Here is a 25611-nt window from a genome sequence, read left to right as displayed (position 1 = left end):
GGCCGCTTTCCTGCTGCCGCGCCGGCCGGCGACCCGCCGTCCGGCGGAGCGGCCGGACGGCGGAGCGCCGGGTGCGGTCAGCCGCGGACCCGCGGGGCCCGCCCGTAGGGCTGCTCCACCGGCTCCACCCACTCCGGGGTGGGGGTCGGCGCGGTGGCCGGGCCCTCGCCGTCGAGCGCGATCGGGTCCCCGTGGTGCCGCAGCCGCATCGGGGCGCCGTCGGTCAGGCGGTACTCGGTCTCCTCGGGGGTGATCGAGACCCGGATCCGGCGCCCCTGCCACTTCAGGCCGAACGAGATCCGCGACAGCGACGTCGGGAGCACCGGCGCGAACGACAGCCCGTCGGCCTCGCAGCGCATCCCGCCGAAGCCCAGCATGACCGCCGACCAGGTGCCGGCCATCGACGCGATGTGCATGCCGTGGTCGGTGTTGCCCGCGAGGTCCTGCAGGTCGACCAGCGCGGCCTCGGCGAGGTACTGGTGGGCCAGCTCCAGGTGCCCGGTGCGGGCGGCCATCACCGACTGGGTGCACGCCGACAGCGACGAGTCCCGCACCGTGATCGCCTCGTAGTAGGCGAAGTTGCGGCGCTTCTGCTCCTCGGTGAACGCCTCCGGGAAGATCTGCATCGCCAGCACGAGGTCGGCCTGCTTGATGACCTGCTTGCGGTAGAGGTCGAAGTAGGGGTAGTTCAGCAGCAGCGGGTACCGGTCGGCCGGGGTCTCCTCGAAGTTCCACCGCTGGTGCTCGGTGAAGCCCTCGGACTGCGGGTGCACGCCGAGCCGGGAGTCGAACGGGATGAACATGGCGCTCGCGGCGTCGCGCCAGGACGCGATCTCCTCCGAGTCCACCCCGAGCCGCGACGCCGACCGCGGGTGCTTCGCGGCGACCTCGGCGGCGTAGCGCAGGTTCTGCTGGGCCATCAGGTTGGTGTAGACGTTGTTGTCCGCGATCGAGGAGTACTCGTCGGGGCCGGTGACGCCGTCGATGCGGAAGTTGCCCGCCGAGTCGTGGCTGCCCAGCGAGCGCCACAGCCGCGCCGTCGCGACCAGCAGCTCCAGCCCGACCTCCAGCTCGAACTTGGTGTCGCCGGTGGCGTGCACGTGCCGCTTCACCGCGTCGGCGATGTCGGCGTTGATGTGGAACGCCGCGGTGCCCGCGGGCCAGTAGCCGGAGCACTCGTGGCCGCGGATGGTGCGCCACGGGAACGCCGCGCCCTTGAGACCGAGGGTCTCGGCGCGCTCGAAGGCCAGCGGCAGGATCGACTTGCGCCAGCGCAGCGCGTCCGCCGCGGCCTCCGGGGCGACGAAGGACAGCACCTGCAGGCAGAACGTCTCGGTGTCCCAGAAGGTGTGGCCGTCGTAGCCGTCGGCGGTCAGCCCCTTGGCCGGGATGCAGCGGCGCTCGGCGCGGGCGCCCGCCTGCAGGATGTGGAAGGTCGCGAGCCGCACGGCCTGCTGCAGCTCGGCGTCGCCGTCGATCTCGACGTCGGCGGTGGCCCAGAAGTCGTCGAGGTAGTCGCGCTGCTCGGCGACCAGGCCGTCCCAGCCGGTGTAGCGGGCGGCGGCGATGGCGGCGCGCACCTGGTCGTAGACCGCCGGCAGGCTGCGCCGTGAGGACCAGCCGTAGGCGAGGTACTTCACCACGCGCAGCGACTGGCCGGGCTGCACCCTGGCGATGACGGTGGTGCGGGCGAGGTCCTCGTTGGCGTCGGTGGACACCTGGACGCCGTCCGGGCCGAAGACCTCGTGCTCCATCGCCGCGCCGCAGCGCAGCACCGACTTGCGGGTGCGGTGCACCAGGGTGGCCCCGGCGTCGCCGGCGCGGGACTGCTCGGGCTCCAGCACGTTGTCCAGCGCGGTGTCCAGGCGCGGGTCGTCGGCGTCGCGGCCGGGCAACTGCTCGTTCGCGACGAGCTCGGACTGCAGCACCAGCAGCGCGCCCTCGACACCCGCCCCGCCGCTGCCGGCGCCGACGTCCCCGCTGCCGTTGCTCACCAGCTCGACCTCGTAGGAGATCGCGGCGACCGCACGCTGGGTCAGCGACACCATGCGGGTGGAGCGGACCCGGACCCGGCGCCCGGCCGGGGACTCCCACTCGACCTCGCGGTTCAGCGTCCCGGCCTGCATGTCCAGCACCCGCTCGTGCCGGTGCAGGGTGCCGTAGCGCAGGTCGAACGGCTCGTCGTCGACCAGCAGCCGGATCAGCTTGCCGTTGGTCGTGTTGATGATCGTCTGCCCGGACTCGGGATAGCCGTAGCCACCCTCGGCGTACGGCAGCGGACGCACCTCGTAGAAGGAGTTCAGGTAGGTGCCGGGCAGGACGTGCGGCTCACCCTCGTCGAGGTTGCCGCGCAGCCCGATGTGGCCGTTGGACAGTGCGAAGACCGACTCGGTCTGGCCCATCGCGTCCAGGTCGAGGCGCGGTTCGCGGACCACCCACGGCTCGACGGTGAAGGTGGGCAGGTGGTCGGGCTTCACGAACGCTCCAGCAGGTCGGCGAGATCGGTGACGACGACGTCCGCGCCGTGCTCACGCAGCGCGGCCGCCTGGTCGAGACGGTCGACGCCGACGACGGCGCCGAAGTCCCCCGCGTGGCCGGCCTGCACGCCGGCCAGCGCGTCCTCGAACACGACCGCGGCGGACCGGTCGACCCCGAGGTCGGCCGCGGCGGCGAGGAAGGTGTCGGGGGCGGGCTTGCCGGGCAGGCCGCGCTCGCGGGCGGTGACCCCGTCGACGCGGTGGTCGATGAAGGTCTCCAGCCCGGTGACCCGCAGGATCTGCTCGGCGTTGGCGCTGGAGGACACCACCGCGGTGGTGAGGCCGGCGTCCTTCACCGCCTCCAGGTAGCGACGCGACCCCGGGTAGACGTCGACGCCGTCGGTGCGGATGCGCTCCTGCACGAGGTCGTTCTTGCGGGTCGACAGGCCCCACAGGGTCTCGGCGTCCGGCGGGTCGTCCGGCGTCCCCTCGGGCAGCTCGATCCCGCGCGAGGCGAGGAAGCTGCGGGTCCCCTCGAGACGGGGCTTCCCGTCCACGTACGGACCGTAGTCGGTGGTGACGTCGAACGGGGTGTACCCGTCACCGTCACGGGCACGGAGGTACTCGTCGAACATCTGTTTCCACGCCGCAGCGTGGACGCTCGCGGTGTCGGTGAGTACGCCGTCCAGGTCGAACAGGCACGCGCGTGTGCCCTCGGGCAGCCCCAGCATGGCGCGCACGCTATCCGGATCGATGAAGCTCCGTCGCCCCGGGCGGTGCACGCCACTCCCCCGCCGACGGGTGTCACACCACGGGCACGCCCAGCGGCAGGACCAACAGGACGAACGGGGCGCCGGCGGAGGTGTCCGTCGGCGCCGCCGGATGGACCTCCACCCGGGCCGCCGGGCCGTCGGAGGCGTCCGGGTCCAGCCGCACGTGGACCGCGCCGCCCGCGCTGTGCGGCTCGATCTCCTCCTGCACCCCGCGGCGGACCGCGGCGAGCAGCGACAGCGGCGGCACCGCGGACGACGGGTCGACCCCGGCCCCGGACGGGTCGTCGAGCTCGGCGGACAGGCGGGCCCCGAACCGGGTCCGTTCGATCTGCAGGTAGGCCCGGACGGCGGCGAGCTCCTCGTCGAGCCGGATCGACGCCTCCCCGGCCCGGTCCGCGGCCCGCGACAGGTCGGCGAAGCCGAGCAGCAGCTCCCGGGCCCGCGGCGGGTCGGTGCGCACCAGCGACGCGATGGTGTTGAGGGTGTTGTACACGAAGTGCTGCTCCAGCCGGCGCGACAGCGGCCCGTGCCAGGGGCCGTCCGCGGCGGCCGTCGGCGCCGCCGGGGCCCCGGGTAGGGGCGGGACCGCGTCGCGCACCCGGATGCGGACGGTCTCGTCGGGGGCCGGGGCGCGGTGGGCGCCCGGCCGCGGCGGACGGGCCTCGTCGGGGGGCGCGTCGCGGGCGGCCGGCTCGGCGGCGGGGGCGGCAGCGGGGTCCCGGGTGGTCCGCGCGGCCGGGTCGTGATCCGGCCCGGCTCGGCCGGGGGCCGGGCCCGGGGTGCGGGTGACGGGGCGCGCGTCGTCGTCGGTGGCCGCGGGCCGGGTACCCGCGCCGGCGGCCCGTGGCAGCACCACCGTCCCCGGACCCGGACCCTGGCCGGTCCGGGCCGGGGACGCCCCCGGCCGGCGCAGCGCGACGGTCGGCCGGGACGCCGACGCCGCCCGCCGGGCCGCCTCGATGGCGGCACCCAGGTCGTCGTCGTGCTCGGCGGGCGGCACCAGCCCGCGCCAGGACGGCAGGGCGAGCCGCCCGGCGGCCGTCCGACCCCGGTGCTCGACCGCCGCGACCAGGCCGGGGGCCAGCCAGCGGGCGTCACCGATGCCCTCGGGCACCCCGAGCGGCGGGGTCCCGGTGGCGGGGACGCCCACGACGGTCCGGGCGTCGACGTCGGCGGCGCCGATCCCGACGCGGCCCACGTAGCGGAGCCCGTCGGGTTCGGGCAGCGCCAGCAGCACCGCGCCGATCCGCTCCCGGCCCCCGCCGGGGCCCCCGGCCGGCACCCAGCCGGCGACGAGCACCTGCCGATGCCGGCGCAGCGGCACCCGCAGCCAGTTCCGGGTGCGCCGCCCGGGCTGGTAGGGCAGGTCGAGCCGCTTGAGGTGCAGTCCGTCGAGGCCGTAGCGCTCCGCGGTCCGCACCACAAGGTCGGCCTCGTCGAGCCCGAACGAGGGCGGGACCAGGATCTTCGGCCCGGCCAGGCCGAGTGCCTCCAGCTCCGCGCGGCGCCGCCGGTAGGGCAGCTCCAGGGTGCGGCGGCCGTCGCAGAACAGCAGGTCGGTGACGACGTAGCCGATGGGCACCTCGGTCCGCAGGGCCGCGTCCGGGGACACCGTCGCGGTGCGGCGCAGCAGCGGCCCGCGCGACGGGCGGCCCGCCTCGTCGAGGGCGACGACGGTGCCGTCGAGCACGAGGCCCCCTGGCGGGGCCTGGTCGCCGAGCACGGCCAGCTCGGGGAAGGACCCGGTCACGCTACGCGCGGTGGACGACAGCAGCCGGACGCGGCCGGGCCGGGCGTAGGCCACGCAGCGGTGGCCCTCCCAGGCGAACTCGACCGCCCAGCGGTCCGGGTCGACCGCGTCGGTCAGCTCCCCGGCGGCGGGCAGCATCGGCGGGACGAGGTCGGGCATGGGCGCGCCAGGTCCCGCGCCGGCGCCCGACTGCCCGGCGCCGTGCGTCGCACCGCCCCCCACCACGGCATCCACGCTATCCCCCGCACGGGCGAGTGCGGCCGCCACCTCGGCGCTGCGGCGCCCGGTGTCGGGGGTGTCTGCGACGATCGGTCCCATCATGACGCTCACCGACCGGCTGCCGCGCTCCTCCGACCCCGCGAACCCCCCGGACCCCGCCGCGCTGGTGGACACCTTCGCCGAGTGGGCGTTCGACGAGCGCGGCCTGTCGCTGTACCCGGCGCAGGAGGAGGCGCTGCTGGAGCTGGTCACCGGCGCCAACGTGATCCTCTCGACGCCGACGGGCTCGGGGAAGTCGCTGGTCGCGATCGGTGCGCACGCCGCCGCCCTGGCCCGCGGGGAGCGCAGCTTCTACACCGCACCGATCAAGGCGCTGGTCAGCGAGAAGTTCTTCGCGCTGTGCGAGGTCTTCGGCGCGGACAAGGTCGGCATGCTCACCGGCGACGCCGCGGTGAACGAGAAGGCGCCCATCATCTGCTGCACCGCGGAGATCCTGGCCAACCTCGCGCTCCGCGAGGGCCCCGGGACCGACGTCGGCACGGTGATCATGGACGAGTTCCACTTCTACGCCGACCCGTCACGTGGCTGGGCCTGGCAGGTACCGATCGTCGAGCTGCCGCAGGCGCAGTTCCTGCTGATGAGCGCCACGCTGGGCGAGACGTCGTTCTTCGCCGAGGACCTGACCCGGCGCACCGGCCGGGAGACCGCCGAGATCACCTCGGTGGAGCGGCCGGTGCCGCTGCACTTCCGCTACGTCGTCGAGCCGCTGCACGAGACGATCACCGAGCTGCTCTCGACCCGTGAGGCGCCGGTCTACGTCGTGCACTTCACCCAGCAGGCCGCCGTCGAGCGGGCCCAGGCCCTGATGAGCGTGAACGTCACCTCGAAGGAGGACAAGGCCGCGATCGCCGAGACGATCGGGGCGTTCCGGTTCACCTCCGGCTTCGGCCGCACCCTGTCCCGGCTGGTGCGCCACGGGATCGGCGTGCACCACGCCGGGATGCTCCCCCGCTACCGGCGGCTGGTGGAGACCCTGGCCCAGGCCGGGCTGCTCAAGGTCATCTGCGGCACCGACACCCTCGGCGTCGGCATCAACGTGCCCATCCGCACGGTGCTGTTCACCGCGCTGTCCAAGTACGACGGGCGCCGGGTGCGCCCGCTCAAGGCCCGCGAGTTCCACCAGATCGCCGGCCGGGCAGGGCGCGCCGGGTACGACACCGTCGGCACCGTCGTCGCGCAGGCCCCTGAGCACGACATCGAGAACGCCAAGGCACTTGCCAAAGCGGGCGACGACCCGAAGAAGCGCCGCAAAGTTCAGCGCAAGCAGCCCCCCGAGGGGTTCGTGGGCTGGTCGCAGACCTCGTTCGAGAAGCTGCAGCAGGCTCGCCCCGAGCCGCTGACCAGCCACTTCGAGGTCACCCACGCGATGCTGCTCAACGTCGTCTCGCGCGGCGGGGACACCTACGCGGCGATGGAGCACCTGCTCACCGACAACCACGAGCCCCGCAAGCGGCAGCTCAAGCACATGCTGCGGGCGATCGCGATCTACCGGGCGCTGCGCACCTCCGGCGTCGTCGAGCAGTACACCGTGGAGGGCGCGGCCCGGCCGCGCGCCCGGGTGGTCGACGAGCTGCAGCTGGACTTCGCGCTCAACCAGCCGCTGTCGCCGTTCGCGCTGGCGGTGTTCGAGCTGCTCGACCGGGAGTCGCCGACCTACGCCCTCGACGTGCTCTCGGTGATCGAGTCGACCCTCGACGACCCCCGCCAGATCCTCGCCGCCCAGCAGAACAAGGCCCGCGGCGAGGCGATCGCCGCGATGAAGGCCGACGGCATCGAGTACGAGGAGCGGATGGCCCGGCTGGAGGAGGTGACCCACCCCAAGCCGCTGGAGGAGATGCTGCACGCCGCGCTGGAGACCTACCGCCGCGGCGCGCCGTGGGTCGCCGACGCCGTCCTGTCACCGAAGTCGGTGGTCCGGGACATGAGCGAGCGCGCGATGACGTTCACCGAGTACGTCTCGCACTACCAGCTCGCCCGTTCCGAGGGCCTGGTGCTGCGCTACCTGGCCGACGCCTACCGGGCGCTGCGCCAGACCGTGCCCGAGCACGCCCGCACCGAGGAGCTCACCGACCTCGTGGAGTGGCTGGGCGAGCTGGTCCGCCAGACCAACTCCTCGCTGCTCGACGAGTGGGAGAAGCTCGCCGCCGGTGCAGGGGCCGACGGGGAGGTGCTTCCGCCGGGGGCCGAGGTCGCCGTCGCCACACCGACCGGGGTCACCGGCAACACCCGCGCGTTCCGGGTCATGGTGCGCAACGCGCTGTTCCGCCGGGTGGAGCTCGCGACGATGGGCCGTTACGCCGAGCTGGGCGACCTCGACGCCGACGCCGGCTGGACCGCCGACCGCTGGCGGGACGCGCTGGCCCCCTACTTCGCGATCCACGACCGGATCGGCTTCGGGCCCGACGCACGCGGGCCCGAACTGTTCGACCTCACCGAGGAGGCCGACCGCTGGCTGGTGCGCCAGGTGCTCGACGACCCGGCCGGCGACCGGGACTGGGCGATCGTCGCCGAGGTGGACCTCGCCGCCTCCGACGAGGCGGGCGAGGCGGTCGTGTGGGTGACGGACGTGACCGACGGGTCCTCGGTCTGACCCGACCGGTCGGTTGTCCGGCACCGACGTAACCCGGTCGGCCCCACCGGGCGGGTCGGATCGGTTACGGTGTTCACCGATCATCCCGATCATGAGGGAAGTCCCTACCACCGGAGCGAACGGGGGCGGTGGATGCAGCAGGCCGACGTCGCCGCTGCACGCGCCGACCACGGACGGGCGCTCGTCCGCGCAGCCCTCCCCGACCCCGCCGACCTCGCCGCCCCGTGGACCGAGGAGCTGGCCCGCCGTTCGGTGCTGCCGGTCGCGGAGCTGCGCCCGGTCGTCGACCGGGTGACCGGGCAGCTGCGGGCCGCCGCACTGGCCGAGCGCTACGACCCGGACCTCCCGGCCACCGCCGGCGGGGACCTGGTGCGGGCCCGGATCCACCAGCCGGGCTGCCTGGAGGTCGGGATGGAGCTGCTCGGGGCACACCTCGAACCGGCCGCCGACACCGCCGCCCGGGTCCGTCGGATCGCGGCGGTGCTCGCGTCGTTCGCCCGCGGGTTCACCGAGGCCACCCGCCGCCTGGTCCTCGCCGAGCACGAGCAGGTCACCCGCGCCGCGCTGGAGGCCCGCCGCGTCGCCGAGGAGGCCCGCCGCCGCTCGGACCTGCGGCTGCGGACCGTCGTCGACTCCGCGGCCGTCGGGATCGTGATCTTCGACCCGGACGGCAGGCTCGTCGAGGTCAACGAGACCGCCGCGGTCATGCTCGGCTACACCCCCGCGCAGCTGCTGACGATGCGGGTCACCGACTTCGTGCCCCCGGAGTCCGCGCCGGAGGTGTGGGCGGAGCGGCCGCGGCTGCTCGACGGCTCGCTGGACCGGCTCCGGGTGGTCCGCTCGGTCCGGCGGGCCGACGACAGCGACGTGTGGATCGACGCCGTCGTCACCCTGCTCGGACCGGTCGGCGGTGACGAGCGGCTGTTCGTCGCGGTGGTGACCGACGTGACCGACCAGCTCCGGATGCGGGAGAGCCTGGCCCACCAGGCGTCGCACGACCCACTGACTGGGCTGCCGAACCGGTCGATGTTCTTCGAGCGGCTGCGCGCCGCGATCGACGCGGGCTCCTCCGGCGCCCGCCCCGGGGTCTGCTACCTGGACCTCGACGGGTTCAAGGTCGTCAACGACACCCTGGGCCACCAGGCCGGGGACCGGCTGCTGCAGGTGCTGGCCGACCGGCTGCGGGACACGCTGGAGCCCGCGGGTCACCTCGTCGCGCGGATGGGCGGGGACGAGTTCGTCGTGCTGGTGCCGTGCACCGCCGACCGGGCCGAGCTGGAGGAGGTCGCGGCCCGCGCTCTGGGGACCGTGCGCAGGCCGGTCCGCGTCGACGGCCGCGACATCGTGATCTCGGCGAGCGTCGGGGTGGTGCGCCACGACGGCAAGATGGACGCCGACGAGCTGATCGCCGCCGCCGACACCACCCTGTACTCGGCCAAGCGCGCCGGCCGCGGGCGCTACGCGCTCTACGACCGCGACCGGCACCGCGACGACGTCGCCCGCCTCGAGCTGTCCTCGCAGATGCCCGAGGCGCTGCGCCGCGACGACTTCGTGGTCGTCTACCAGCCGCTGGTCCGCCTCGCCGACGAGCAGACGATCGGGGTGGAGGCGCTGGTGCGCTGGCAGCGGCCCGACGGGCAGCTGCTGGGCCCGGACCGGTTCATCCCGCTCGCCGAGGAGACCGGGCTGGTCGTGCCGCTGGGCCGACGTGTTCTCGACGAGGCCTGCAGGCAGGGCCGGATCTGGTCCGACGCGTACCCGGGCAGGCCGCTGACCATCAGCGTGAACGTCGCCGCCCGGCAGGTGACCGAGTCCGACCTGGTCGCCGACGTCGCGGCCACCCTGGAGCGCCACGACTAGCCACCCGAGCTGCTGCAGGTCGAGCTGACCGAGTCCGACCTGATGGGGTCGCCCGGCCGGCCGCTGGCGACGCTGCGCGAGCTCGACCGGCTCGGGGTGAAGATCGCCATCGACGACTTCGGGACCGGCTACTCGAACCTCGCCTACCTGCGGCACCTGCCGGTGCACCGGCTCAAGCTGGCCGGGCACTTCCTCGCCGGGACCGCCGAGCGCGACGACGTCATCCTGCGCACGCTGATCTCGCTGGCCTCGGCGCTGGACCTGGAGGTCACCGCCGAGGCGGTGGAGACCCGGGAGCAGGCGGCGCGGCTGCGCGAGTACGGCTGCGCCAACGCCCAGGGCTGGTACTACGCACCGGCGGTCGCCGCCGAACGGGTCCCGGACCTGATCCGGGACCCGTTCCTGCGCGAGCTCTGAACGGTCCGTCAGGCGGCGTTGCGCTCGTCGCGCCAGGCGATCCAGTCCTTCAGCCGGGCCAGGTCGTAGCCGCCCTGGCCGTCCTCGCCGACGGTGAACAGCCGCGCGCCGGCGTCGTACAGGGCGGCTGCGGAGTCCTCCGGGGAGCCCTCGACGCCCACCGAGCGCTCGATCTCGGCCGGGTCGCGGCCGATGTCACGGCAGTGTCCGTCGAGCACGGCCGACTTGCGGACGAGGGTGTCGACGTCGCCGAAACCGTGCCAGATGCCGGCGTGCTCGGCGGTGTAGCGCAGTGTCTTCTTCTCGCCGCCGCCTCCGATGAGGATCGGGATGTCGCGGGTGGGAGCCGGGTTGAGCTTCGACCACCGGTCGCGGATCCGGGGCAGGGCGGCGGCCAGGTCGTTCAGCCGACCGCCCGCCGTGCCGAACTCGTAGCCGTACTCGTCGTAGTCGCGCTGGAACCAGCCGGACCCGATGCCCAGGATGAGCCGGCCGCCGGAGATGTGGTCGACGGTGCGGGCCATGTCGGCGAGCAGCTCGGGGTTGCGGTAGCTGTTGCAGGTCACCAGGGCCCCGATCTCCACCCGGGAGGTCGCCTCGGCCCAGGCGCCGAGCATGGTCCAGCACTCGAAGTGCTTGCCGTCGGGCTCGCCGTAGAGCGGGAAGAAGTGGTCCCAGTTGAAGACGATGTCGACGCCGGCCTCCTCCGCGGCGGCGACGGTGCGGCGGATGTCGGCGTAGTCGGCGTGCTGGGGCTGCAGCTGCAGCCCGATGCGGACGGGACGCGGATCGGTCATGTCCCCATCCTGGCCCCGGCGAGCGGTCCTCGCACGACGCCCGCGGGTCGGGGGCCTACAGCCTGCGCAACCCCGCCAGGACCCGGTCCATCAGCGCGACGCTCGGCCCGTCCTCCGCCGAGGACACGCCGTGCACCACCAGTCGCCCCTCGGAGGCGAGGTCGTCGATGAGCACGCGGGCCACACCCAGCGGCACCGCGGCCAGCGCCGCGACCTCCGACACCGACCGGGGCCGGGCGCAGAGCCGCAGCACCGTGGCGCGCTCGACCGACTCGGCCCGCGGGGCGGGGCCGGGGGCGGGCCGCACCGAGACCAGCGTCTCCAGCCGCAGCTCGGCGCGGACCCGGGTACGGCCACCGGTCATGACGTAGGGCCGGACCGGGGCGAACGCCGGGACCTGCGGCGACGCGCCGGCCGCACCGCCGCCCGTGCCGCTGTCTGAGCCGCCGTCCGTGCCGGCGGCAGCACCCGACGGGTGGCCCGGACCCGCGGTGGCGGGGCCGTCCGGCCGGCCGGCGACCACCGGCAGCGGGGCGGTGTCGGCGAGGCCCGCACCGACAGCGTCGGGGGTCTCCGGGGCGGTGCCGCCGGGTGTGCCGGCCGCGTTGCCGAGTGCGCCGTCACCGGGTGTCGCCGTCGCACCGTCGTCGGCCGCGGCCCGGGCAGCGGCACGCCGGGCCGCGCGCTCCCGGCGACTCAGCCGGGTCCGCTTCGCCGAGTGCCCGCCGAACCTGGCCCCGGTCACCCCGACCAGGCTCTCCGGCTCGGGCTCCTCCCCGACGACGGTCGGCCCCGACTCCGACTCCGACTCCGGCGCCGGCTCCGGTGGTCTGCCGTGCGGGTACTCCGGGTCGGGGGCGTGCCGGGACGGGGGCGTCCCGAACCGGGCCCCGGTGCGTCCGATCTCCGACCGTGCCATCCACCCTCCGCGCGTCGCGACCCCGACGGCCCGGGGCGCCGCGGTCGTCCGTTTCGCCCCACGCTGCGCTCGTCGTCACGATGCGCGACCGGGAGCCACAGGGTGGCGCGGGACGGCTACCGCACCGTATCGCCCGTGTCACGTCCGTGTGACGCGACCCTGTCCGCGCAGGTCACGGGCGCCGCGGTTCACCCGATCCGGCTAGCGGCGGCGACGCGTTCCGACCACCGCCGGTGCGCCTACCCGGTACACCCGGCATCCACCGAGGGGTGCGCAGGCAGTATTGTTCTAGTACATTGCGAACAAGTTCGGTTCGTTCGAGGACGGAGGACGTCATGACCACATCCACCACACCCGCCGGCCGTACGAGCCGGCGCAGGCTGCTGGCCGCCGCCCCCGCGGTGGCACTGACCCTGGCCGGGCTCGCCGCCCTGGTGGCGACCCGGCCGGACGGCCGGTTCGCCGTCCCGGTGGTCGTCATCGGGCTGCTCGCGCTGGGGCTGCCGCTGCTGCGGCTGCGCTCCGGGCGGCCCGATGTCGAGCGTCGCGCCGTCGGCACGTCCTGGGCGTTCGCCGTCATCGTGTGGTGGGTGCCGGCCTCCCGGCTGGCCCCGCAGGTCCCCGGCTGGGCCTGGACCGTCGCCCTGCTCGCCGGGGCCGTGGTCGCCTACGGGATCGGGCACGTGCTCGCCGGTCCGGACGCCCCGCACCCGTCGGCGACAGGGGGCGCCCCGGCCGGCGCGGTGCGCACCCCGCTCGCGCCCGGTGAGCGCTACCTGTGGGCGCGCTCCGTGCTCTCCCGTCCGACCCTGCTCCTCGCGGGCGTGCTGGTCCTGGCCGGGGTGGCGATGCTGCTCGCGGGCGGGGCGGCCCCGCTCGTCGTCGTGCTGATCGCCGCGGCCGTCGTCACGACCGCACTGACCGCCGTCGCCCGGGTCCGGGTCGACGACGGCGGGGTGCACGTCCGCCAGGCCCTGCTCGGCCGCCCGCTGGCCGAGGCACCGCTGGCCGAGGTCCGCGGCGCGCGGTCGGAGCAGCTCGACCCGGAGCACTTCCGCTGGAACGACTACGGCGTCCTCCGCCGGACGCCGTCGGTGCTCGGCTACCGCGCCCGGCGGGCCGGGGAGGCGCTGGTGCTCGACCTCACCGACGACCGCAGGTTCGTCGTCACCGTGCCCGACGCCGCCACCGCGGCCGGGCTGGTCAACGCCGAGCTGGACCGGCGCGCCGGGCAGGGCGCGGCCGGCGCTGCACCGTCGTGCTGATCAGGGTCGACCCGTCGTCGCCGGTGCCGCTCGGGGACCAGGTCGCGGCCTCGGTCCGCCGGGCGGTCGCCGACGGGCGGGCCGCCGCCGGGGACCGGCTGCCGCCCGCCCGTGAGGTCGCGGGCGCGCTCGGGATCAACCTGCACACCGTGCTGCGCGGCTACCAGCAGCTGCGCGACGAGGGCCTGGTCGACCTGCGGCGCGGCCGCGGGGCCGTGCTCACCGAGCGGGCCACCGGTGGGCGCGCCGAGCTGGAGCGCAAGGCCACCGAGCTGGCCGAGCTCGCCCGGCGCCTCGGGCTCGACGAGTCCGACGCCCTCGGCGCGGTGCGGGCAGCCTTCCGCTGACGCCCCCCCGGCGTCGCCGTCAGCCGAGCGGGCTGCGCGGGAGCAGCCGGTCGGAGATGATCTTGCGTTGGATCTCGCTCGTGCCCTCGAAGATCGTGGTCAGCCGGGCGTCACGCCAGTGCCGTTCCACCTGGTGCTCGGTGGTGTAGCCGTTGCCGCCGTGCAGCTGGACGCCGTCCGCGGTGACCTCGGCGGCCATCTCGGTGGCCAGCAGCTTGACCATCGCCGCCTCCCGCTCGCAGGGCTCGCCGAGGTCGAGCCGGTGCGCCACGTTCTGGTAGAAGGCGCGGGCCTGCTCGACCCGGGCGGCCATCGTCGCGAGGGTGAACCGGACGGCCTGGAAGTCGCCGATCGGGTGCTCGAACTGGTGGCGGCGCTGCAGGTAGCGCACGCAGTCCTCGACGGCGGCCCTGGCCAGCCCGACCGCGCGCGCCGCGGTGTGCACCCGGGCGATGTTGAGCCAGGCCTGGGCGTCGGCGAAGCCCTCGCCGCCGGCGCCGAGCTGGTCGCCGACCGGCACCCGCACACCGTCGAACTCCAGATCCCAGGTGACGAAGCCGTGGTAACCGATCTTGTCGATGGGCCGGCCGGTGATCCCGGCGGGGAAGGTGTCGCGCTCCTTCTCCACGACGACGGTCGCGAGCCCCGCGGAGCGTTTCTCCCCCGGCGCCGGGTCGTCGGTGCGCACCAGCACCTGGATGAAGTCGGCGGCCTTGGCGTTGCCGGTCCAGCGCTTGTGCCCGGTGATCACGAACTCGTCGCCGTCGCGGACCGCGCGGGTCCCCACCGCGGCCAGGTCGGACCCGGCGTCGGGCTCGGACAGCGCGATCGCGCCGATCCACTGCCCGCGGGCCGACCGGCGCAGCAGCACCGCGCGGCGCCGCGGGTCGGCGACGGCGGTCCCGGCGCCCTGCGCGCGGGCGATGATCGACCCGACGCTCATCCAGGCCCTGGCCAGCTCCTCGGCCACCATGCAGTACTCGAACGCACCGAGGCCGAGACCGCCGTGCTCGCGGTCGACGGTGATGCCGAAGTAGCCCAGCTCGCCCATCTCGTCGAGCAGGTCGCGGGGGATCTCGCCCTTGCGCGGGTCCAGCTCGTCGGCGACGGGCAGCACCCGGCTCGCGGCGAACTCGCGGGCCTGCTTCTGCAGCGCCTCGCGCTCGGGGGTGTGGTACGGCGCGGGGAGCACCGGGACCGGCGGCTCGAGAAGATCGTCAACGGCCATTCGCGCAGTATCACCCGCGCCGTCGTCCGGCGCCGGACGGCACTACACCCTTCGGACCTGCACCCATCGTCAGATGCGCACCCGGCCACGAGCTGGGAGGGTCGGGACCGGCGACGTGGCCGGCCCCGATGGGGCGCAGGGGATCCCTCGGTCCACGGAGCCACCGTGCGGCCGTGATCGCGGCCCGCACCCCCGCGCAACGAGGAGCACGTCATGCCCGACAACCGCGTCGTCGTGTACAAGGGGCCCGGCCAGGTCGCCGTCGAGGCGATCGACTACCCGAAGCTGGAGCTGCCGTCCGACGTCGTCGACGGCCTCGGCATCGCGCGCAAGGCCCCGCACGCGGCGATCCTCAAGATCGTCACCACCAACATCTGCGGCTCCGACCAGCACATGGTCCGCGGCCGCACGACCGCACCGGTCGGGCAGTCCCTCGGCCACGAGATCACCGGCGAGATCGTCGAGGTCGGCGAGGACGTGCTGTTCGCGAAGGTCGGCGACATCTGCTCGGTGCCGTTCAACATCGCCTGCGGGCGGTGCCGGATGTGCAACGAGGGCAGAACCGGTGTCTGCCTGAACGTCAACCCGGCCCGTCCCGGCGCCGCCTACGGCTACGTCGACATGGGCGGCTGGATCGGCGGCCAGGCGGAGTACGTGATGGTGCCCTTCGCCGACTTCAACCTGCTGCGCTTCCCCGACCGCGACCAGGCGCTGGAGAAGATCCTGGACCTGACGATGCTCTCGGACATCTTCCCGACCGGCTACCACGGCGCGGTGACCGCGGGGGTGACCACCGGGTCGACGGTCTACGTGGCCGGCGCCGGGCCGGTCGGGCTGGCCGCGGCGCACGCCGCACAGCTGCTGGGGGCGGCCGCGGTCGTTGTCGGGGACATGATCCCCGAGCGGCTCGCCCAGGCCCGCAGCTTCGGCTGCGAGACCGTCGACCTGTCCGCCGACGGCACCCTGGCCGAGCAGCTCGAGCAGCTGCTCGGCGAGCCCGAGGTCGACGCCGCCGTCGACGCCGTCGGCTTCGAGGCCCGCGGACACGGCCGCGACGCCGGGGAGGCGCCCGCGACCGTGCTGAACTCGGTGATGGAGGTGACCCGGGTCGGCGGCGCGCTCGGCATCCCGGGGCTCTACGTCACCGGCGACCCCGGTGCCACCGACGACAATGCCAAGGAGGGCACGCTGGGTGTGCGGATCGGGGTGGGCTGGGCGAAGTCGCACAGCCTCACCACCGGTCAGTGCCCGGTGAAGAAGTACAACCGGCAGCTGATGCAGGCCATCCTGTCCGACCGGGCGCAGATCGCGAAGGCGGTCAACGCGACCACGATCTCGCTCGGCGACGCCCCGCGCGGCTACCAGGAGTTCGACGGCGGTGTGGCCCGCAAGTTCGTGATCGATCCACACGGCAGTGTCGCGGCGTGAGATCGGCCGGGTCCGGTGCCGCCGAGGCGGTGCCGGGCCCGGCTCAGCCGTCCTGCCCGGCCCCGGCGGCGCGCCGGTAGAGCTCCGCGGCGGCGCGGGAGAAGCCGTCGGGCAGCCCGACGGCGGCGAACGCGTCGGCCGCCTCGTCCATCTCCCCCGCCCAGCGCCAGGCCCTGCCCGCCATGCGCTCGCGGGCGTGGGCCAGCGCGGCAGCGTGGTCGACCCCGGCCCGGTCCAGCTCGGAGTGCAGGACGTCGGTGACGCCGAACGCCGCCGCGGCCTCCTCCAGCGCCACCCACAGCATCGGTGCAGCCTTGCTCTGCAGCGCGAAGCAGGCCTTGAGCCCGCTCGCGGTGCCCAGGTCGGTCCCGGCGGTCCCGAGCACCCGGGCCTCGAACGGGCCGGGCTCGAACAGGGTGGCGGCGGCGTCGGCCCCCGGCCCGGACAGCCACAGCGTCGTGGTGCCCGCCGTCCACGCCGGCGGTCCGATGACGGCGCCGTCGCAGACCGTCGCACGGTCGCCCAGGAGCGTCGCGACACCGCGGACGGCGTCCGGGGACACGGCGTTGGCCTCGACGTAGAGCGGCCGGTCGGTGCGCCCGGTCAGCCCGGCGCCCACCAGTCCGGCCACCTCGCGCGCGGCGTGCGGCGGGCAGATCGCCACGATCACGTCGGCCCGGGCGGCGAGGTCGGCGACCGTCGGCACCGCCTGCAGGTCGGCCAGCTCGGCGCGCTTGGCGGTGGCGTGCGAGCGGCCGGCGTCGGCCCAGATCACCGCGCCGGCCCTGGCATTGAGGGCCGACCCGAGTGCGGCGCCCATCGCGCCGGGGTGCAGGACCCCGACCACCGGCCGGGCGGGCAGGGACGGCTGCGCGGACGGCGACGACATGGGGTGATGATCGCACCCCGCCGTCGGCGGCCGGCCGGGCTCACCCCGTCCCGAGTGCGGCGGCCAGGTCGTCGAGCACCACCCTCGCGGCCTGCGGGCCCGCGTTGAGGAACCAGGTGTCGTCGTCGACGGCGGTGGTGCGCCGGTCCCGCACGGCACCGAGCGAGGCCCCGATCCCCTCGGTCAGCAGGGCAGGCGGCGGGGCGTCCGGTGCGGCGCCCTGGACGCCGTAGAAGATCCATCCGGCGTCGGCGCGGCCGAGCTCCTCGGCCGACAGGTCCTCCGAGGTCGCGGCGAAGCGCTGGCTCGGCGACCGGGCGATCCCGGCGTCGGCGAGCAGCGAGCCGGGGAACGAACCGACGCCGAAGACCCGGACCCGGGTGGGCTGGATGCGCAGCAGCTACACCTCGACCGGCCCGGCCTGCTCGCCGACGGCACGGGCCCGCCCGGCGAGTTCGTCCACGAGGACCTGCGCGGCGCCGGCCCGGCCCAGCGCGTGCCCGATCAGCAGCAGGTCGGTCTTCCAGTTCACGCCGTTGCCCCGGGTCATCACGGTCGGCGCGATCGCGGACAGCCGGGAGGCGACCTCCTGCGCCCCGGCCACGTCGGCCAGGATCAGGTCCGGGCGCGCCGCGGCGACCGCCTCGATCGCCGGGTCGGTGCGCAGGCCCAGGTCGGCCATCGCCGCCAGCGCGGCCCGGTGCTGCGGGAACGCCGTGGTGAGGTACTCCGGGACCATGGTGGCCGCCTCGGCCCGGGTGGACCCGACGGGCACGACGCCGAGGGACGGCAGCCCGTCGAGCTGCCCGGTGGAGACGACCACGACCCGCCGGGGCCCGGCCGGGATCGTCGTGGTGCCCGTCTCGTGGATGACGGTGCGCGGGAAGACGCCGTCGGGCTCGGACGAGCCCTGCCCGGCGGGCAGCGCGGTGGGGGCCGCACCGTCCGTGCCCGCCGGCGCGGGTGTCCGGGTCGCCCCGGCGCCGCAGCCGGCGAGCAGGAACAGGCACACCCCGGCGGCCACCGCACGGGGCAGGACGGGGCACCCGGCACGGCGTACGGCTCGGCACACGGCTCGGTCGGGGAAGGTGAGGCTCACCTGACCATCCCAGCCGACGGGGGTCCGGCACACAACGAGACGACGATCTCGACTGGCGCGTCGGACGGGTCGGGCGGCACGGTCGTCGCATGACGACTGATCCCCTGTTCACCGACGACGCGGTCGGTAGCTGGCTGCAGCTGCCCTCCCCCGCCGTCGCCGAGATCGCCGGCTCCGTCGGGTTCGACCTGGTCTGCGTCGACACCCAGCACGGCCTGATCGGCGACGACACCGTCCTCGGCATGCTGCAGGCCCTGTCCGCGACCGGGACGCCGGCGCTGGTACGGGTCCCCGGTCACGGCGCGGAGGGCATCGGGCGGGCCCTGGACCGGGGCGCCGACGGCGTGATCGTCCCGCTCGTCGACACCGGCGAGCAGGCCGCGGCGGCGGTCGCGGCGTGCCGCTACCCGCCGGACGGGGTGCGCAGCTTCGGCCCGGTCCGCCCGTCGTGGCAGGGCCGCGAGGTGTTCGCCCCGCCCCGCACGGTGGTGATGGTGGAGACGGTCGCGGCGGTGGCGAACCTGGCCGACATCGTGGCCGTCGAGGGGGTGGCGGCGGTGTTCGTCGGGCCGTCGGACCTGGCGCTGGCGCACGGGCTCCCGGTCGCCGCCCAGGGCGACGGCGGCCCGGGGTCCGACCGGCACGCCGAGCTGGTCTCCGGGATCACCGCGGTCTGCGCGGGCGCGGGGGTCCCGGTGGGGATCTACTGCGACTCCCCCGCGCACGTACGGCGCTTCCGGGCGCTGGGGTGCACGTTCACGATGCTCGCCGCGGAGCAGGCGATCCTGCGGGCGGCGCTGGCGGAGAAGCTGGCCTACGCCCGGTCCTGAGCGGTCAGCCCGCGGACCCGTCCCGCACCACGGGACGGTCGTCCGGGGTGGTGCGGGCGGGCTCCCTGGCGTCGACCATCGCGAGCCCGGTGAGGCGTCCGGCCACCCCGCTGTGGCCGGTGCTGCGCCAGAGCCCGACCAGGCCGACGAGCCCCCACACCAGCCCGAGCAGGCCGAGCCCCCCGGACGGACCGGACAGCAGCAGGAACCCGCCGGTGCCGAGCAGTGCCCGGGCGAGGCGGCGTCCGCGGCCGGGGACCCTGCCGTCGGGCAGCGCAGGGCGCAGCCGCACCGCACGCTGGCCGACCGTCCCGCCCCGGCCGAACAGCGGCACGACCAGGAACGCCAGCAACGGCACCCAGAAGCCGACGACGGCGTTGGCGGTGTCGTACCAGTCCGGGAACGGCGCCCGCAGCCCGGCGACGACGGTGACCCCACCGAGCAGCAGCGCCCCGAACAGCGCCCCGGTCGCCCACACCGCCGTCAGGTCGCACACGGCGCCGAGCAGGCGGCGCCCGCCGGTGACCGGCGCCGGGAGGTCCGGGGCGCCCGTCCCGTCCCACTTGCGGGGCCGCAGCAGCATCGCGGCGAGCCCGCCGAGCAGGGCGCCCGCGGTGTTGGCGATGAGGTCGTCGACGTCGGCGAGCCGGTAGGCGCACGGGAACAGGAACCAGTTGCCGGTGTACTGGGTGGCCTCGACGAGCAGCGAGACCGCGAACCCGGCGGCGACGGTGACCGGCAGTGAGCGGCCGAACACCCCGCGCAGCAGTCAGCCCAGCGGCGCGAACAGCACCACGTTGAGCACGACCTGCTGGACGGCGGCGTTCGCGAGCCAGGCCCGCGCGCCGGTCGCGTCCTGGCGGGCGGCGATCCGGGCGATGTCGCCGACGAAGGCGAACGGCCGGGTCTGCAGCGAGTCCGCCGCGGTGCGCCCGGCGCAGAACGCCGCGTCGACCTGGGGCAGCGGGGGCAGGGTGTAGCCGAGGATCGCCAGGCCGTACACCGGGACGGCGACGAGCACGGCCAGCTCCCCGGGCCCGAACCGGCCGCGGCGACGGTAGGTCACCGCGACGACGGGGACGAGCACGGCCAGCACAAGCGCCGACCCGAGCCCGATCGCCAGCATCCCGGGGATGATCCGCTCGTTCACGGTCGCCGACGCTAGTGACCCGCCTCGGTGCGGGCAGGGACCGAAACGGGTGGTTCAGCCCAGGACGTCGAGGATCTGCTGGGCGGCGAGGGTGGGGGTGAGCCCGCCCTCGCGGACCTCGGCGGTGAGCTTCGGGAGCCGCTCGGCCGTCGCCGGGTCGTGCAGCACCCGGTCCATCAGCCGGTCGCGCACCATCTGCCACATCCACTCGACCTGCTGGTCGGCGCGCCGGGTCGCGAGCTCACCGGCGGACTCGAGGGCCTCGCGGTGCGCGGTGACCTTCTCCCACACCGCGTCCAGACCCTTGCCGGTCTGCGCCGAGCAGGACAGCACCGGGGTGCGCCAGTGCGCCGAGGTGGGGGTCATCATGTGCAGCGCGCCGGCGAGCTCGCGGGCCGCGGCGCGGGCGTCGCGCTCGTGCGGGCCGTCCGCCTTGTTCACCGCGACGACGTCGGCGAGCTCCAGGATGCCCTTCTTGATCCCCTGCAGCGCGTCGCCGGTGCGGGCGATGGTGAGGAACAGGAAGGTGTCGACCATCCCGGCGACGGCGGTCTCGGACTGGCCGACCCCGACGGTCTCGACGAGCACGACGTCGAACCCGGCGGCCTCCATGACCACCATCGTCTCCCGGGTGCGGCGGGCGACCCCGCCGAGCGTGCCCGCCGAGGGCGAGGGCCGCACGAACGCGTCCGGGTCGACGGCCAGGCGCGGCATCCGGGTCTTGTCCCCCAGGATGGAGCCGCGGGTCCGGGTGGACGACGGGTCGACGGCGAGCACCGCCACCCGGTGGCCCTGCGCGGTGAGCGTGGACCCCATCGCCTCGATGAACGTCGACTTCCCGACGCCGGGCACCCCGGAGACGCCGACCCGCACCGCGTGCCCGGCCTTCGGGGTGAGCTCCAGGAGCAGCTCCTGGGCGGCCCGCTGGTGGTCGGGCCTGCTGGACTCGACCAGGGTGATCGCCCGGGCGAGCAGGGTGCGGTCGCCGGCCAGGACCCCGCGGGCGAGCTCCGCGGGGTCGGGGACGCGAGGGACCATCGGCGGGACTCTCCTTGCGGGTCGGCACCGCGCCCGGTGCGCGGGTGGGCGCACCGGGCGCGACGACGGCGGCACAGTGACGGCGGCACGAGCACGGCGACACTCTGACGGCGGCGCCGTGACGGCTGCATCGTGACAGCGGCATCGTGCCAGCGGCACCGTGCCGGCGGGCTCAGTCGGCGTAGACGCTGCCGGTCGGTGCGGACGTGCCCGGGTCGTCGTGGCCGAGCGCGGCGGACAGCTTGCCGAGCAGGTCGACGGCGGCCTCGGCGATGACCGTGCCGGGCGGGAACACCGCGGCGGCGCCCATCTCCAGCAGCTCCGGCACGTCCGCGGGCGGGATGACCCCGCCGACGACGACCATGATGTCGTCGCGCCCCAGCTCGGCGAGCTCGCGGCGCAGCTCCGGGACCAGCGTGAGGTGTCCTGCGGCCAGCGAGCTGGCGCCGATCACGTGCACGTCGGACTCGGCGGCCTGCTTCGCGACCTCGGCCGGGGTCTGGAACAGCGGCCCGACGTCGACGTCGAAGCCGATGTCGGCGAACGCGGTGGAGATGACCTTCTGGCCGCGGTCGTGGCCGTCCTGGCCCATCTTCGCGACCAGGATGCGGGGCTGGCGGCCCTCGTGGCGGGCGAACTCGGAGACGAGCTCGCGGGCGCGGTCGATCGCCGGGTTCTGCCCGGCCTCGGCGGAGTACACACCGGAGATGATGCGGATCTGACCGGCGTGGCGCCCGAAGACCTTCTCGAGTGCGTCGGAGATCTCCCCGACCGTGGCCTGGTCGCGGGCCGCGTTCACGGCCAGCTGGAGCAGGTTCTCGTCGTCGGAGCGCGACGAGCCCTCGGCGATCTTCTCCGCGGCTCCGGTCAGCGCCCGCAGCGCCTCGTCGACGGCGCGGTCGTCGCGCTCGGCGCGCAGCCGCTGCAGCTTCTCGAGCTGCTCGCGTCGCACGTTCTTGTTGTCGACCTTTAGCACGTCGATCTGCTCGTCGGCCTCGACGACGTACTTGTTGACGCCGATCACCGGCTGGCGGCCGGAGTCGATGCGGGCCTGGGTGCGGGCCGCGGCCTCCTCGACACGCATCTTTGGGATGCCGGCGTCGATGGCCTGGGCCATGCCGCCGGCCTTCTCGACCTCGTCGATGTGCGCCCACGCCCGCTTGGCGAGGTCGTAGGTGAGCTTCTCGACGTAGTACGAGCCGCCCCACGGGTCGACGACGTTCGTGGTGCCCGACTCCTGCTGCAGCAGCAGCTGGGTGTTGCGGGCGATCCGCGCGGAGAAGTCCGTCGGCAGCGCGAGGGCCTCGTCGAGGGCGTTGGTGTGCAGCGACTGGGTGTGGCCCTGGGTCGCGGCCATCGCCTCGACACAGGTGCGGACGACGTTGTTGTAGACGTCCTGCGCGGTCAGCGACCAGCCGGAGGTCTGGGAGTGCGTCCGCAGCGACAGCGACTTGGCGTTCTGCGGCTCGAACCGGTTCACGAGCTTCGACCAGAGCAGGCGCGCGGCCCGCATCTTGGCGACCTCCATGAAGAAATTCATGCCGATCGCCCAGAAGAAGCTCAGCCGCGGGGCGAACCTGTCGATGTCCAGCCCGGCGTCGACACCGGCCCGCAGGTACTCCACGCCGTCGGCGAGGGTGTAGGCGAGCTCCAGGTCGTTGGTCGCACCCGCCTCCTGGATGTGGTATCCGGAGATGGAGATCGAGTTGAACTTCGGCATCTTCCGGCTGGTGAAGCCGAAGATGTCGGAGATGATCTGCATCGACGGCTGCGGCGGGTAGATGTAGGTGTTGCGGACCATGAACTCCTTCAGAATGTCGTTCTGAATGGTTCCGGTCAGCTTCTCCGGGTTCACGCCCTGTTCCTCGGCGGCGACGATGTAGAGCGCCAGCACCGGCAGGACGGCGCCGTTCATCGTCATCGACACCGACATCTTGTCCAGCGGGATGCCGTCGAAGAGCTGGCGCATGTCGAGGATCGAGTCGATCGCGACACCGGCCATGCCGACGTCGCCCGCGACGCGGGGGTGGTCGGAGTCGTAGCCTCGGTGGGTGGCGAGGTCGAACGCGATCGACAGGCCCTTCTGCCCGGCGGCGAGGTTGCGCCGGTAGAACGCGTTGGACTCCGCGGCGGTGGAGAACCCGGCGTACTGGCGCACCGTCCACGGCTGGTTGGTGTACATCGTCGGGTACGGCCCGCGCAGGTACGGGGTGATGCCCGGGTAGGTGTGCAGGAAGTCGACGCCGGCGAGGTCGTCGGCGGTGTAGAGCGGCTTGACGCCGATCCCCTCCGGGGCCTCCCAGACCTCGGCGGAGCCGTTCCAGGTGGTCGCGGCGGCGGTGTCGCCCGTGTCGCCGCCCAGGAGCGGCACGGTGGTGAAGTCGGGAATGCTCACTTCGAGCCCTCCAGGTGGGTGTACACGTCGTCCAGGACGGCGAGGGCGTCGCAGCCGGCGAACAGGTGGCCGCCGACGCCGGGCACCGGCTCCTTCGGGTTCCCCGCGAGCAGGATGTGGGTGGCCCCGGCCTCACGCAGCGCGGCGGCGGTCTCGGCGGCCCGCTCGTCGTAGAGCGTGTCCGAGGAGCAGAGCACCGCGACCGGCGAGCCGCTCTTCCCGAACGCCTCGACGACGTCGGCGGCGGTCTCGGTCGGGCCGGCGTCGACGGTGTCGACACCGCCCGCGGCCAGCAGGTTGCGGGTGAACCCGGCGCGGGCGGTGTAGACCGCCAGCGGACCGAGGGTCGCCAGGAAGGCGGTGGGCCGCGAGCCCGTCTCGGCCAGCAGCGCGTCGGAGCGGTCCCGGTGGGCCTCGTAGGCCTCGGCGGGGCGGTAGAGCGGCAGCCCCCCGCGCTCGACGGCCGGCGGCAGCGGGGTGCGCCGCACCGGCTTCTCGTTCAGGTCGGGGAACTCCGAGACGCCGGTGAGCGGGGCCCTCCGCCTCGCGACGTCGGCCTCGCGGCGGGCACGGACCTCGCCCACCTTCTCCGCGACCAGGCCGGAGTCGAGCGCGGCGACCGCGCCACCCGCGGCCTCGATCTCGACGAAGAACTCCCAGGCCACCCGCGCGAGGTCGTCGGTGAGGTGCTCGACGTACCAGGACCCGCCCGCCGGGTCGATGACCCGCGCCAGGTGCGACTCCTCCACCAGCAGGTTCTGGGTGTTGCGGGCGATGCGGCGGGAGAACGGCTCGGCGACGCCGAGGGCGGCGTCGAACGGCGGCACGGTGACCGCGTCGGCCCCGCCGACGCCCGCGGCGAACCCGGCGACGGTGCCGCGCAGCATGTTCACCCACGGGTCGCGCCGGGTGAACAGTGTGTCGGGGACGGTGGCGTGCTGGGTCTGCGGCACGTCGGTGACCCCGGAGGCCTCCAGCACCCGGGCCCACAGCCGCCGGCCGGCGCGCAGGGTCGCGATCGTCGCGAACTGCTCGGGGGTGGCGGCGTAGCGGAACTCGATCAGCCGGGCCGCGTCGGCCACCCCGATCCCCGCGGCGTCCAGGGCGCGCAGGTAGGCGACCCCCGCGGCCAGGGACCACCCCAGCTCCTGGGCGTCGGAGCCGCCGGCCTCGCGGACCACGGTCGCGTCGACGGTGATCGCGGTGACCTTGTCGAAGGTGCCGTGCACGCGGCGGGCGACCTCGACGACGCTGTCGACGTCCGGGCCGGAGCCCGCGCGGGCGCGCAGCCCTATCGGGTCGACGCCCAGCGAGCCGAGCAGCTCGGCGTCCTCGACGCCGTTGCGGGCGGCCAGGTCCAGGTAGGCGTGCGCGGCGGCGACCTGCTCGGTCCCGGCGTCGAGGGCGACCCCGGCCAGGTCCAGGTGCACGCCGTCGAGGGCGCGCGGCAGGTCGGCGACGGCGACGCCGCCCTCGCCCACCCGCAGCCACACCGAGGTGACGCCGCACTCCAGGTCGGCCAGCACGGCCTCCCGGACGGCGGCCGGGTCGGTGCCCGCGTGGCGCTGGCGGATGTCCCAGCCGTCGGGGACGTGCCCGTCGGTGCGGGCGCCGCGGGTGAACGGCCACGACCCCGGCACGCCGGTGGGCGGCAGGTCGGTGGTGTCCTCCTCGGCGTAGAGCGGCGCGACCCGGATCCCGTCGGGTGAGGTGCGGGTCAGGGTCTCGACCCCGGCCCCGAGCTCGGCGTCCTCGCCGATCCGGCCCGACTTGCGCACCACCGCGTCCACGGCGGCGAGCCACTGGTCGCGGGTGACCGGGTCGAAGGCGCCCGCGAGGACCAGCTCCTCCGGCTCCACCGGAGCATCCACGGAAGAGCCCTCCGGACCGGCTGCGCGGCCGACCGCGCTGCGGTCACTGTCCGTCATCCGCTCTGTTCTCCTCACCGGCCCGCGGGGCGGCCTCGTTGCCCGCCGGATGGCGCCGTCGTCGATGCCACCGAAGTGCAGCGGAGTCTAGTGAGCCGGTGACCGCCAGGGGCATGCGCTGTGGCGAGGCGCGCACGGCCTGTGATGCACCC

The 25611-nt window shown here is 74.7% G+C and carries 18 protein-coding genes and 1 pseudogene; 6 read left to right on the top strand and 13 right to left on the bottom strand.

Translation table 11 applies throughout. The features are described from left to right. Window positions 1–77 precede the first annotated feature (77 nt). From XF36_RS10135 to XF36_RS10125, 3 genes are all read right to left on the bottom strand, one after another. A complete protein-coding gene (locus tag XF36_RS10135; RefSeq protein ID WP_060711808.1) occupies window positions 78–2477 on the bottom strand; it encodes a glycoside hydrolase family 65 protein in 2400 nt (799 codons plus the stop codon). Beyond that, window positions 2474–3208, bottom strand: coding sequence for a beta-phosphoglucomutase family hydrolase (locus tag XF36_RS10130; protein ID WP_060711807.1), 735 nt, complete (start codon window positions 3206–3208; stop codon window positions 2474–2476). Before XF36_RS10130 ends, XF36_RS10135 begins: the two co-directional genes overlap by 4 nt. 73 nt (window positions 3209–3281) lie before the next feature. Further along, window positions 3282–5159, bottom strand: a complete 1878-nt coding sequence (locus XF36_RS10125) for a histidine kinase (RefSeq protein ID WP_168169489.1) — start codon at window positions 5157–5159, stop codon at window positions 3282–3284. A 160-nt stretch (window positions 5160–5319) separates the two neighbouring features. On the opposite strand from XF36_RS10125, the gene XF36_RS10120 reads away from it, so the two are divergent. Then, the gene (locus tag XF36_RS10120) at window positions 5320–7869 is read left to right on the top strand and encodes a DEAD/DEAH box helicase (protein WP_060711805.1); all 2550 of its coding nucleotides are present in this window, start codon (window positions 5320–5322) and stop codon (window positions 7867–7869) included. A 132-nt stretch (window positions 7870–8001) separates the two neighbouring features. Next, window positions 8002–10146, top strand: a pseudogene (locus XF36_RS10115) (putative bifunctional diguanylate cyclase/phosphodiesterase). 8 nt (window positions 10147–10154) lie between these two features. Here XF36_RS10115 and XF36_RS10105 read toward each other — a convergent pair. Further along, the gene (locus XF36_RS10105) at window positions 10155–10943 is read right to left on the bottom strand and encodes an LLM class F420-dependent oxidoreductase (protein ID WP_020622114.1); all 789 of its coding nucleotides are present in this window, start codon (window positions 10941–10943) and stop codon (window positions 10155–10157) included. A 55-nt stretch (window positions 10944–10998) separates the two neighbouring features. Continuing rightward, window positions 10999–11862 carry a DUF742 domain-containing protein gene (locus tag XF36_RS10100; RefSeq protein WP_060711802.1) on the bottom strand — a complete coding sequence of 288 codons (864 nt, stop codon included), beginning with the start codon at window positions 11860–11862 and terminating at the stop codon, window positions 10999–11001. Between the two features lie 335 nt (window positions 11863–12197). Between XF36_RS10100 and XF36_RS10095 the strand changes: the two genes are divergently transcribed. After that, complete coding sequence (locus XF36_RS10095) at window positions 12198–13127, top strand: hypothetical protein (RefSeq protein WP_060711801.1); 930 nt, start codon at window positions 12198–12200, stop codon at window positions 13125–13127. Next, on the top strand, window positions 13121–13474 hold the full coding sequence (locus XF36_RS10090; protein WP_060711800.1) for a GntR family transcriptional regulator: 354 nt from the start codon (window positions 13121–13123) through the stop codon (window positions 13472–13474). The genes XF36_RS10095 and XF36_RS10090 overlap by 7 nt, the downstream gene beginning before the upstream one ends. 19 nt (window positions 13475–13493) lie before the next feature. Here the strand turns inward: XF36_RS10090 and XF36_RS10085 are convergent, their stop codons facing one another. Continuing rightward, window positions 13494–14702: an acyl-CoA dehydrogenase family protein gene (locus XF36_RS10085; RefSeq protein ID WP_060711799.1), complete on the bottom strand. Its 1209-nt coding sequence runs from the start codon at window positions 14700–14702 to the stop codon at window positions 13494–13496. Between the two features lie 213 nt (window positions 14703–14915). On the opposite strand from XF36_RS10085, the gene fdhA reads away from it, so the two are divergent. After that, window positions 14916–16130, top strand: a complete 1215-nt coding sequence (gene fdhA / locus XF36_RS10080) for a formaldehyde dehydrogenase, glutathione-independent (RefSeq protein WP_060711798.1) — start codon at window positions 14916–14918, stop codon at window positions 16128–16130. A 43-nt stretch (window positions 16131–16173) separates the two neighbouring features. Here fdhA and XF36_RS10075 read toward each other — a convergent pair whose 3' ends face one another. Then, complete coding sequence (locus tag XF36_RS10075; protein WP_060711797.1) at window positions 16174–17019, bottom strand: NAD(P)-dependent oxidoreductase; 846 nt, start codon at window positions 17017–17019, stop codon at window positions 16174–16176. Between the two features lie 400 nt (window positions 17020–17419). Further along, complete coding sequence (locus tag XF36_RS10070; RefSeq protein ID WP_145981323.1) at window positions 17420–18118, bottom strand: ABC transporter substrate-binding protein; 699 nt, start codon at window positions 18116–18118, stop codon at window positions 17420–17422. Window positions 18119–18207: 89 nt separating this feature from the next. Here XF36_RS10070 and XF36_RS10065 point away from each other — a divergent pair, with 89 nt between their 5' ends. Further along, window positions 18208–18948 (top strand): HpcH/HpaI aldolase family protein, encoded by a 741-nt coding sequence (locus tag XF36_RS10065; RefSeq protein WP_060711795.1) that lies wholly within the window; start codon window positions 18208–18210, stop codon window positions 18946–18948. A gap of 4 nt (window positions 18949–18952) precedes the next feature. Here XF36_RS10065 and XF36_RS10060 read toward each other — a convergent pair whose 3' ends face one another. The 5 genes from XF36_RS10060 to XF36_RS10040 form a co-directional block, all read right to left on the bottom strand. Further along, window positions 18953–19705, bottom strand: coding sequence for a VanZ family protein (locus tag XF36_RS10060; protein ID WP_060711794.1), 753 nt, complete (start codon window positions 19703–19705; stop codon window positions 18953–18955). Window positions 19706–19717: 12 nt separating this feature from the next. Next, window positions 19718–20098 (bottom strand): hypothetical protein, encoded by a 381-nt coding sequence (locus tag XF36_RS30290; protein ID WP_060711793.1) that lies wholly within the window; start codon window positions 20096–20098, stop codon window positions 19718–19720. Window positions 20099–20152: 54 nt separating this feature from the next. After that, on the bottom strand, window positions 20153–21136 hold the full coding sequence (gene meaB / locus XF36_RS10050; protein ID WP_060711792.1) for a methylmalonyl Co-A mutase-associated GTPase MeaB: 984 nt from the start codon (window positions 21134–21136) through the stop codon (window positions 20153–20155). 172 nt (window positions 21137–21308) lie between these two features. Continuing rightward, window positions 21309–23531, bottom strand: a complete 2223-nt coding sequence (scpA, locus tag XF36_RS10045; RefSeq protein ID WP_082375305.1) for a methylmalonyl-CoA mutase — start codon at window positions 23529–23531, stop codon at window positions 21309–21311. Next, a complete protein-coding gene (locus XF36_RS10040) occupies window positions 23528–25459 on the bottom strand; it encodes a methylmalonyl-CoA mutase family protein (RefSeq protein ID WP_082375304.1) in 1932 nt (643 codons plus the stop codon). The genes scpA and XF36_RS10040 overlap by 4 nt, the downstream gene beginning before the upstream one ends. Window positions 25460–25611: the final 152 nt, after the last annotated feature.

The organism is Pseudonocardia sp. HH130629-09, assembly GCF_001294645.1.
Lineage (GTDB): Bacteria > Actinomycetota > Actinomycetes > Mycobacteriales > Pseudonocardiaceae > Pseudonocardia.
This window is presented reverse-complemented; position numbering and strand designations above follow the sequence as displayed.